At 36.0% G+C, this 10,605-nt stretch carries 9 protein-coding genes; all 9 read right to left on the minus strand.

Features of this window, described 5'->3' with window-relative positions; all coding sequences use genetic code 11:
• A partial coding sequence (locus tag HU235_RS11210; RefSeq protein ID WP_174880276.1) for an MFS transporter occupies positions 1 to 604 on the minus strand: 604 nt, incomplete at its 3' end.
• A gap of 194 nt (positions 605 to 798) precedes the next feature.
• The gene (locus HU235_RS11215) at positions 799 to 1,524 is read right to left on the minus strand and encodes a GntR family transcriptional regulator (protein ID WP_095297691.1); all 726 of its coding nucleotides are present in this window, start codon (positions 1,522 to 1,524) and stop codon (positions 799 to 801) included.
• A gap of 256 nt (positions 1,525 to 1,780) precedes the next feature.
• Complete coding sequence (locus tag HU235_RS11220; protein ID WP_174880277.1) at positions 1,781 to 4,135, minus strand: DNA translocase FtsK; 2,355 nt, start codon at positions 4,133 to 4,135, stop codon at positions 1,781 to 1,783.
• Positions 4,136 to 4,249: 114 nt separating this feature from the next.
• The gene (locus HU235_RS11225; protein WP_095297695.1) at positions 4,250 to 4,468 is read right to left on the minus strand and encodes a YlzJ-like family protein; all 219 of its coding nucleotides are present in this window, start codon (positions 4,466 to 4,468) and stop codon (positions 4,250 to 4,252) included.
• Positions 4,465 to 5,211 (minus strand): ClpP family protease, encoded by a 747-nt coding sequence (locus tag HU235_RS11230; protein ID WP_095297696.1) that lies wholly within the window; start codon positions 5,209 to 5,211, stop codon positions 4,465 to 4,467. The genes HU235_RS11225 and HU235_RS11230 overlap by 4 nt, the downstream gene beginning before the upstream one ends.
• A gap of 248 nt (positions 5,212 to 5,459) precedes the next feature.
• Positions 5,460 to 7,121, minus strand: a complete 1,662-nt coding sequence (locus HU235_RS11235) for a ribonuclease J (RefSeq protein ID WP_174880278.1) — start codon at positions 7,119 to 7,121, stop codon at positions 5,460 to 5,462.
• Between the two features lie 210 nt (positions 7,122 to 7,331).
• Positions 7,332 to 8,207 carry a 4-hydroxy-tetrahydrodipicolinate synthase gene (gene dapA / locus HU235_RS11240; protein ID WP_174880279.1) on the minus strand — a complete coding sequence of 292 codons (876 nt, stop codon included), beginning with the start codon at positions 8,205 to 8,207 and terminating at the stop codon, positions 7,332 to 7,334.
• A gap of 46 nt (positions 8,208 to 8,253) precedes the next feature.
• Positions 8,254 to 9,480, minus strand: a complete 1,227-nt coding sequence (gene dapG / locus HU235_RS11245; protein ID WP_095297702.1) for an aspartate kinase — start codon at positions 9,478 to 9,480, stop codon at positions 8,254 to 8,256.
• A gap of 69 nt (positions 9,481 to 9,549) precedes the next feature.
• Complete coding sequence (asd, locus tag HU235_RS11250; protein ID WP_095297704.1) at positions 9,550 to 10,593, minus strand: aspartate-semialdehyde dehydrogenase; 1,044 nt, start codon at positions 10,591 to 10,593, stop codon at positions 9,550 to 9,552.
• Positions 10,594 to 10,605 lie beyond the last annotated feature (12 nt).

Genomic DNA, 10,605 nt, shown 5'->3' on the forward strand with positions numbered 1-10,605 from the left:
CTTTAAATGTCTGTTTATTTTCCTTTTTCTTTTTCGGTACTTTCACAAGGAAAAATACTAAAATAACACTTATTAAACTAAAAAAAGGAATAAACCAAAATGGAAGATACCATATAAATGATGCTAATGTGGCTCCAATTATGGGACTCAAGACTTTTCCCGCAGTATTTGCTGTTTCTGTCATACCTAACCCTGCAGTGACCTCGTCATCATCCTTAAACATATCCCCAACTAAAGGAATTACAACAGGAAAAGCACCAGCAGAACCAACCCCTTGTAATATTCTCCCAATTATAATGAATAGGAATGGGTCATCTAGTGTTAAAGAAGCCCAACCACATACCGCTCCACCTAAGCCTGCAATGATTAAGCACGGAACCATTATCATTTTTCTACCATATCGATCTGATAAATATCCTGCAATTGGTATTAATACAATCGCCACTATAGAGTAAACTGTAATAATTAACGAAACTTGAAATGCACTAATATTTAGTTTTTTAGCGATTTGAGGTAGAACAGGGATTAGCATAGAATTTCCTAAAGTCATTACAAGTGGAACAGATGATACTGCTAACAAATCGAGCTTCTTTCTTCCATCCATCTTTGCTTCACCTTTTGTCTGCAATATTTTTAACACAATTTCATTTTGTGTAATATGCTGTAAACATATACTGGGATAATGTAGCAGACATATTCTTTTCAAAAAAGTTCTCTTACAAAATCTTCATCATAAAGGCCATGATGAAAAATTACTCAAAATAAAAAAACCTCCATTTAGGAAGTTTGATTACAATACTATAAACGCTTTCTTACAACGTGAAAGCTGAAATGATCTGCTCTAAAATAATTTAAAGAATAAAGGACAGGGCGATCTTGACTATCATAATGAATTTGTTTTAATAAAAGTAAAGAAGTTTCCGGATCACATTCTAATATTTGAGATATTTTTTCATGGTATCCGATTGGTTCAATATGTGTAACCGCATAAGTAATATAGATTGATGCTTTATCCTCTAGTAGTTTAAATAATGAATCTTGCTTATGATCAAAGCTTTCTGGCAATAGATGAGTAGGAATTTTATCTAAACAATAAACTACAGGCTCACAATTTGATGTACGGACTCTTTCAAGTAAAAAAATCTCATCCTCTTTACTGCATTTAAATCTTTTTACATCATCCTCTGTAGCTCCTGTAATCGAGGATGAAAGGAAGACAGTTCCAGGTGTTAAATTTGCATTTTTTATCATGTCTGTCACACTATTTAATTGCTCAATACCTGAAGAAAAACGTGGCTTCACATTCACGAAAGTTCCAACTCCATGCCTTCTAATAATCACATTTTCCTCTTCAAGGATTCTTAAAGCTTCTCTTAAAGTTGCTCTGCTAACACCTAAATCCTTTGACAATTCAAATTCTGACGGAAGCTTCTCTTTTTCCTTATAAATCCCCTTTTCGATATCTTCTTTAATTTTATCAATAACCCGTAAATACAGGTGTCGATTATCAGCTTTTATACTCATAAGTCCGCCTCCACTATGTCATAAATAAAAAGAGATCAGACATCTGATGTAATACACCAACTCTAATCGAAAATACTATATCATGTTTTGAACTAGAAATAAATAAAAATCGGTAATTTTTGTCGAAAGTAGTAGAAAAATTTTAAATTGTTGAATAATTCTTATCCACTTTTATCGTTTATTAAAGAATTAATATAATATATGAAAAAGCTAGACATTTATTTCGATTTGCTGTCTAGCTTTTTCACTTTCTATCTTATGAAGTTAATTCATCATGGCTCTCTTTAGAAAGCAAAACTTCTCTAGGCTTACTTCCTTCGTATGGACCAACTACTCCTCTTTCTTCCATTGCATCAATTAATCGTGCTGCTCTCGTGTAACCAATTCTAAATCTCCTTTGTAATAACGAAACAGATGCTGTTTGCATATCAACTACTAATTGTACTGCTTCTTCATATAAATCATCTTGGACTTCACTTGGAGCTTCAACAGTTTCAGTAGGAATCATATCCTCTTGATATTGTGCTTTTTGCTGAGCAATAACAAAATCAACAGTCTTTTCAACCTCTTCGTCAGATAAAAACGCACCTTGAACACGTACTGGCTTTGATGCCCCAACAGGTAAGAACAGCATGTCCCCTCTACCTAATAGCTTCTCGGCACCTCCCATATCAAGGATCGTTCGTGAATCTGTTTGAGAAGATACACTAAATGCAATTCTTGAAGGGATATTTGCTTTGATAACTCCAGTAATGACATCCACAGATGGTCGCTGTGTGGCAATAATTAAGTGTATACCAGCGGCACGAGCCATCTGTGATAAACGAGTAATCGAATCTTCAACATCAGATGAGGCAACCATCATCAAATCGGCTAGCTCATCAACGATCACAACAATATAAGGAAGTTCCGGCTGTTTTGTCTCTGATTCTAAGTTATTTCTTCTAATAATTTCATTGTAGCCTTCTATATTTCTTGTACCAGTATGAGAAAAATGCTCATAACGACGTTCCATTTCATTTACTACCTTTTTCAATGCTTGTGATGCCTTTTTAGGATCTGTCACAACAGGTGCTAGTAAATGAGGCACACCATTATAAACTGTAAGCTCAACCATTTTCGGATCGATCATCATTAATTTCACTTCATGAGGCTTTGCTCTCATTAAGATACTTGTAATTATCCCATTAATACATACACTTTTCCCACTACCAGTTGAGCCGGCTACAAGCAAGTGAGGCATTTTATTAAGCTCTGCTAAAACGGCATCACCTGAAATATCTCTTCCTAAGCCAATCAATAATTTTGCATCTGGTCTGTCATTTGCTTTTGATTCAAGTACTTCTCTTAGAGAGACCATGGCAACTTCTGAGTTCGGCACTTCAATCCCTACTGCAGATTTACCAGGAATCGGTGCTTCGATTCGAATATCTTTTGCAGCGAGGGCCAATGCTAAATCATCACTTAAGTTCACAATTTTACTAACCTTCACACCTACATCAGGATAAACTTCATACTTCGTAACTGCTGGTCCTAAGTGTACCTGTGTTACCTTTGCCTTTACCCCAAAGCTTTGGAATGTTTTTTCTAGCTTCCGTGCATTCTCATAGATGTTTTTCTTATCTGCCTGTTGAGAATTATGTTTCGGAGCTTTCAAAAGGTCAATAGGTGGAAGCTTATAATCTTTATTTTCTAATTCAACAAACGAAATCGGCGCAAGATCTTCTTGTTGAATTGGTTCATTACTTTCTTGACTTTCAGCTTGATGTTTTTTTACTTTAGGCTCCACTTTATCTGTATCCATTGTATGGATAATCATTTCTTCGGGTTTTGATTCAGGCTCTTCATGATCCGAAAAGCTTGAAATGATTGGTTTACTATTGTCTTCTTCGGCAAGATCATTTTTGTCACTATTATGTATTTCAAGCTCTTTTTTCTTATTTCTTTTTTCTTCATGCTTTTGCTTAATTGCTGAAGGTAGACTTTTCATATCATCCTTAAATCCAATTGCTTGTCTTTTCATAAATGCACCAATCGGCGATAACAATTTAGCCAATGTTGCTTTAAGAGAGCGACCAGTAATTAAAATAACACCAATAACGATTAAAACGATCGCAATAATTTGCGAGCCTGCTTCGGCAAATAAGTAATAAGATGCAGCAAAGAAAATTGCCCCAAGCATCCCGCCACCTAAATCAACTGTAATCGATTCACCTCTGACATCCATCCAAAATAATTCAAGCGTGTTTGCAATAACACTCGGTGTTGCAAATGTACCATTATGGGAAAGCATCTTAAACAACGTAACATGACTTAATAGTAAAATTGCAGCAGTTATACAGTGTACCCCGATCATTTGTCTACTTAATAATGACGGGATTTGTCTCCTCCAAATTAAATAAAAGGCAAATAAAAGAACTTCAATAAGGAATAACATATACCATTCGCCACTAAAAAAACGAAATAAGTGGACAAAAGTCATTCCAACAAAGCCTAGCTTTGAGATTGAAATGAGAGCAATTGCAAGAATGATTAAGCCTGTAAGCTCAAATTTCAGCGTTCTTTTCCATTCATCCTTTGATTTTCTAGTTTTTCTTTTTTGTTTAGCCATTTCTACCACCTATGTATAAAAAATATACGACAATTCCTTTATTTGTCATAAAGAAGGCAGCCGAAACTGGCTGCCTTATGCTTGTCTTTCCATTATATCATAATAATCATTGTATTAAGAATGAGACATGATAATTTTTTGTCCGGGAGTATATTGTTGATCTAAAAAATATTTAGGATCACTACTAAGAATTCGAACAATTTCATATTCTGCTGTTCCCGTACCTTGAACTAAAAGCTGGACTCCATCTTTTTCAATGATTGTTTGCTTTTTATACTCGTCCTCATGTGTTGGGAACATTAATTCTTCAGGCATCATCGTATAGTAAATCATTGTAACACCTGCTTTGCTTGATTTTTTTCAAGCATACTGTTTAATTTTTGAATCGCTTGGCCTACCCCACCAACTTCATCAATTAACCCATATTCTACTGCATCTTTCCCAACGACATTCGTCCCGATATCCCTTGTTAAGTTTCCTTTTGAAAACATAAGCTCTTTAAACTTTTCTTCGGTAATATTTGAATGTCCCGTTACGAAATTAACAACGCGGTCTTGCATCTTATCTAAATATTCAAAGGTTTGCGGTACCCCAATAACTAGTCCCGTTAACCGTACAGGATGAATTGTCATTGTTGCTGTTTCGACAATAAATGAATGATCACAGGAAACCGCAATTGGTACTCCAATTGAGTGACCTCCACCTAATACAATGGACACTGTTGGCTTTGAAATCGAAGCTAGCATCTCTGCAATCGCTAATCCCGCCTCAACATCACCACCAACAGTATTTAATATCACTAATAAGCCTTCTATCTTTGGGTTTTGTTCAATTGCAACAATTTGCGGGATAACATGTTCATATTTAGTTGTTTTATTTTGTGGTGGTAATTGAATATGTCCTTCAATTTGTCCAACAATTGTTAAACAGTGAATTTTTGAATCTTGACCCATTTGTGGGACATTCGTTTGTCCTAGCTGTTGTATTTTTTCTACAATCGAGCTTTCTTTTCCTTCTTGTTTCTCTTCTCCTTCATTTTGCTCATTCCCCTGTATGTATTGTCCACGATTTGTCATGAAGTTCACCCTTTCTCTTAACTTTCTCTTTGTAGTATGAGCAACATGAAAATTTTCATGCGATGAAATAGTGTGAGATTTAACGGTTTCCTAATTCTACCCTTTTTCAAATCTCTACTCTTTCTAAAAGACTGTTCTAAAACCCTCTGAAATAAAGATGTCTTTTCAGCTCTACCAGGATTTTTTGGACATAAGAAAAAGGCATTGATAATTCAATGCCTTTTGAAAATAGCTCGTCCTACGATAATTTAAATTTCCATAATAATTGGAAGAATCATCGGCCTACGCTTCGTTTTTTCATAGAGAAATTGATTAAGCGACTCACGTATACTTAATTTTAACGCTGACCATTCGATTGAATATTCTTGCATGCTTCGTTTTACGATATCTGAAACAATATCAGTCGCTTTACCGATTAATGCCTCTGATTCACGAACGTAAACAAATCCCCTTGTAATGATTTCAGGGCCTGAAATGATTTGTTTTTTCTGTTTATCTAATGTCACGACAACGATTAAAATTCCATCTTGTGATAATAAACGTCTGTCGCGAAGAACAATATTTCCAACATCACCAATCCCTAATCCATCAATTAAGATGTTTCCAGATGGCACCTTTCCACTCGTTGACACTTGATTTTCTTTAAACTCAATAACGTCACCTTTTTCAACAATAAATATGTTTTCTTCATTTACCCCAACCTCGATTGCAAGCTTTGCATGGGCTTTTTGCATTTTATATTCGCCATGAATCGGGATAAAATAGTTAGGCTTCGTTATATTTAGCATCATCTTTAGCTCTTCCTGATGGCCATGTCCTGAAACATGAATTTGTTTTTCACCAAAGATAACATTCGCACCTGCCCGGTATAGTAAATCAATTGTTTTTGAAAAAACGAGCTCATGGCCAGGGATTGGAGTAGATGCAATAAGAACCGTATCTCCTTCTTTAACATTTACTTGTTTGTGTGATTGCTTTGCCATTCTTGATAAGACAGATAATGTATCGCCTTGATTGCTTGTCGTTAAGATTGTAATTTCATTCGCTGGATATTTATCAATGTCGTTTACGGGGATAATCAGTTCATCATCGATTTCAATATATCCTAAGTTAATCGCTAAGTTGAGATTATTACTCATATTTTTCCCAACAATCGCCAGCTTTCGATTGCTTTTAGCAGTCGCATTTATTACTTGCTGGATACGAACAAGGTTAAACGCAAAAACTGAAACGATAATTCTGCTTTTAGCGTTGTACATGACATCTTGAATTTCATTGCCAACAATCGCTTCAGAGCCTGAATAACCCGGTCTTTCAGCATTGATGCTATCTGATAGTAAGCAGAGGACTCCCTCTTCACCAATTTTGGCAATTTTGGCAATATCCATATAATCTGAACCAATTGGAGTTTGGTCAAATTTAAAATCACCTGTATGGACAATTGCCCCCATAGTCGTTGCAAAGCTTAAACCGATTGTATCTGGGATACTATGGTTTGTTCTAAAAAATGTGATAACGGTATCTTCAAAGGTTAAAACAGAATGTGCATCAATTTCTTTTACTAAAACTGATTGCTTCATACGATTTTCCTTTAACTTCTCCGCAACTAATGCTAACGTAAGCTTTGTCCCATAAATCGGCACTTGAATATTATTGAGCAAATAAAAAATCGCTCCAATACTCTCATCATGACCATGTGTTAAAAAGATTCCTTTAATACGTCCCTTATTTTCTTTTAAATAAGTAATATCGGGTATCACCATATCAATTCCTAACATTTCTCCCTCTGGATACATGAGTCCGGCATCCACAACAAAAATACTAGAATTAATTTCGATGACAAACATATTTTTTCCGACTTCACCAACGCCACCTAAGGCGATAATTTTTATATTTTCTGTCTTTTCCATGATTTAATTTATCCTCCCCACTGAAGTACCCGTTCAACGTCACTTAGAAACATTATAACTGATGAAAGAAATGGAATACAAGGAAATTTTGGCTACATCATAGAAGCATATATTCATGAGGATAGTATTTAAACAAAGTGGAAAGGTATCATTTCATTTCCTTTCTTAAATAAAAAGGCTTGATACGAAATCGTATCAAGCCTTTCATCATTACAAATGATTATCAATTATTTTCGTTAATTGATTTCGTTCCTCATTTGTTAACGGAATTAGCGGTAATCGGACAGAACCTACGTCTAAACCTCTAATTTGCAATGCTGTTTTTACTGGAACAGGATTCGGTGCAGTAAAAAGCTGTTTTATGACAGGGAGTAGCTTTTGATGTTGCTTTGCAGCAGAAAGATAATCCCCTTCAACGAATGATGAAATCATTGCCTGCATTTCTTTCCCAATAATATGGGATGCGACCGAAACAACCCCTACACCACCAATTGATAAGATCGGTAATGTTAAGGCATCATCTCCTGAATACAAGACAAATTCATCTTTTGTTTTTGAAATAATTTCTGCCATTGCATCTAAATTTCCGCTCGCTTCTTTTATCGCGACAATATTAGGCAGCTCAGAAAGTCTTACAATCGTATCAACCTCTAAGTTAACAACACTTCTTCCCGGTATGTTATATAACATAATAGGCAGCTTTGTTGACTCGGCAATCGCTTTAAAGTGTTGGTACAAACCTTCTTGATTAGGTTTATTATAATAAGGAACGACGAGCATTATGGCGTCAGCGCCGCTCTCTTCTGCTTTCTTAGTCAGTTTTATCGAAGCAGCTGTATTGTTACCGCCCGTTCCTGCAATAACAGGGACTCTACCTGCAACTTCTTTCACTGTATGTTTGATTAATGCGATTTTTTCCTCATAACTTAGTGTTGGGGATTCTCCTGTTGTACCTGCTACAACTAAAGCATCTGTTCCATGATTGATTAAGTAATCTATTAGTGTAGAGGTTTTTTGAAAATCGATATTACCGTTTATATCAAACGGTGTTACCATTGCTGTTAAAAGTTTTCCAAAATGACCCATTCCCACTCTCACTCCTTTTGCAGCCAACTTCAATAACTACTATCCTTTATTGATTTATTTCGGATAAACCAAAAGCTTCGTGTAGTGCATTAACCGACTTAATCATATCTTCTTCTTTTACTAAAACCCAAATTGTTGTATGACTATCTGCTGACTGAAGAATTTGAATTCCCTTTTCAGATAATGCCGTAACAATTTTTGCCGTAACACCTGGAACACCCATAATTCCTGCTCCAACAGTAGATACTTTAGCACAATTTCTCGTAACAACAGGCTCATACCCAAGATCATTTAAGATCGATATTGCCCGATCTGTAACATTCTCTGTCACTGTATACACAACGCCCATTGGTGTAATATTGAAAAAATCAACACTTATTCCATCGTTGGCCATCGCTTTAAAAACTTCTGATTGGACATCATATTGACCTTCTTTTGCCGTGACCTTGATTTGTGTCACATTTGAAACATGAGCAATTCCTGTAATTAATCGTTCATGCACATCACTACCTCTTTTAGAAGTATGTTTTGCCTGAACTAATGTACCTGATGATTGTGAGTATGTTGATCGCACTCGAATTGGCACTTCAGATTGCATTGCAATCTCAACTGCTCTTGGATGAATGACCTTTGCACCTTGATATGCAAGATTTACGATTTCAGTGTACGTCACATTTGAAAGAGGGCGAGCCGTTTCCACGATATTTGGATCAGCTGTCATGACTCCTTCAACATCAGTAAAAATATCTACATATTCAGCCTCAAGTGCTGCACCTAATGCTGCGGCTGACGTATCGCTTCCACCTCTACCGATTGTTGTAATGTCCCCATTTGTTTTTGACGCACCTTGGAAGCCAGCAACAACAACTACATCATGTGTTTTTAATGTTTCCAATAATCTGTCGCATTTCATTTCAAGAATTTTTGCATTCGTATGATCATCATTTGTAATAAATCCAGCTTGTGCTCCATTAAATGCAGTTGCATTGATTCCTGCCTCATTTAACATGCTTGAGAAAACGATTGAAGAAATCACTTCTCCACAGGAGAGTAACATATCCTGTTCTCTGTTCGAAATCATTTCCGTTCCACCATATACTAAATCTAGCAATGTATCTGTAGCATATGGAGCTCCCTTTCGGCCCATTGCAGAAACGACAACAACCACTTTATAGCCTTGTTCTATCGCATCTTTCACATGATTTAGAGCAAGTTTTCTTCCATTATCATCTTTAACAGATGTTCCACCAAATTTTTGAACTAAAATCCTCATTGTAGCACCTCAAACTATAGACGTGAGAGAAGAGAGCTCGGAAAATGCCTGCTCTCTTCTTAATTAAGATTAAACTAATTGTAGTTTTACAAGACTTTCCGCAATTTGTACTGAGTTCCAAGCGGCACCCTTTAATAGGTTATCAGAAACTATCCACATATGAAAGCCAGTGTTGCAATCTAAATCTTTACGAATTCTTCCAACAAATACATCATTCTTTCCAACACTTAAAGCAGGCATTGGATATAGTTGATTTGCCGGATCGTCTTGTAACGTAATACCATCAGAATTCTTAAGCAGCTCCTTGATTTGGTCAGCTGTTACGTCTTCTTTTTCTATTTCTACATAAACTGATTCGGAATGACCAGTTTCAACAGGCAAACGAACACATGTAGCTGCTACCTGTAACTCTGGCATACTCATTATTTTCTTCGTTTCATTAATCATTTTCATTTCTTCAAACGTAAATCCGTTATCTTGGAATTTATCTATTTGAGGAATAGCGTTAAACGCAATTTGATAATGTTTTTCGTCACCTTTGACAGGAAGGATTTCTGGTGTAAATTCTTCACCGTTTAAAATAGCCTGTGATTGTTCTCTTAATTCATTAATAGCTGCTGCTCCTGCACCAGAAACAGCTTGGTATGTCGAAACGATGACTTTATTTAATCCAAACTGTTGTCTTAGCGGTTCAAGTGCAACGACCATTTGAATTGTCGAGCAATTTGGGTTAGCAATAATCCCATTATGTGTTTTTAATGCTTCCTCATTTACTTCTGGTACAACTAAAGGTACATTTTCATCCATGCGATATGCGCTTGTATTGTCAATAACAATTGCTCCTCGTTTTACAGCCTCTGGAGCGAACTGCTTTGAAACATTACCACCGGCACTAAATAATGCTATTTGAACACCTTCAAAACTTTCAGGCGTTGCTGCCTCAACTATATATTCTTCGTTTCTGAACGTAATTTTAGTACCTGCGGAACGTTCAGAAGAAAGCAAAGTTAGTTTTGATATAGGAAAATTACGTCTTTCTAATGTAAGAAGCATTTGTTGACCTACTGCTCCTGTTGCTCCAACTACTGCTACATGATAACCTTTTGCTTTCATTAATACTAGCCC

This window comes from Metabacillus niabensis (assembly GCF_902829255.1).
GTDB classification, from domain to species: domain Bacteria; phylum Bacillota; class Bacilli; order Bacillales; family Bacillaceae; genus Metabacillus; species Metabacillus niabensis.

Bases quoted from the DNA above. Each gene is read 5' to 3' on its own strand.
- HU235_RS11230 (WP_095297696.1), bottom strand. From the start codon at position 5,211: ATGACAAATCGTGGACAATACATACAGGGGAATGAGCAAAATGAAGGA.
- HU235_RS11215 (WP_095297691.1), bottom strand. From the start codon at position 1,524: ATGAGTATAAAAGCTGATAATCGACACCTGTATTTACGGGTTATTGAT.
- HU235_RS11235 (WP_174880278.1), bottom strand. From the start codon at position 7,121: ATGGAAAAGACAGAAAATATAAAAATTATCGCCTTAGGTGGCGTTGGT.
- HU235_RS11220 (WP_174880277.1), bottom strand. From the start codon at position 4,135: ATGGCTAAACAAAAAAGAAAAACTAGAAAATCAAAGGATGAATGGAAA.
- dapG (WP_095297702.1), bottom strand. From the start codon at position 9,480: ATGAGGATTTTAGTTCAAAAATTTGGTGGAACATCTGTTAAAGATGAT.
- asd (WP_095297704.1), bottom strand. From the start codon at position 10,593: ATGAAAGCAAAAGGTTATCATGTAGCAGTAGTTGGAGCAACAGGAGCA.
- HU235_RS11225 (WP_095297695.1), bottom strand. From the start codon at position 4,468: ATGATTTACTATACGATGATGCCTGAAGAATTAATGTTCCCAACACAT.
- dapA (WP_174880279.1), bottom strand. From the start codon at position 8,207: ATGGGTCATTTTGGAAAACTTTTAACAGCAATGGTAACACCGTTTGAT.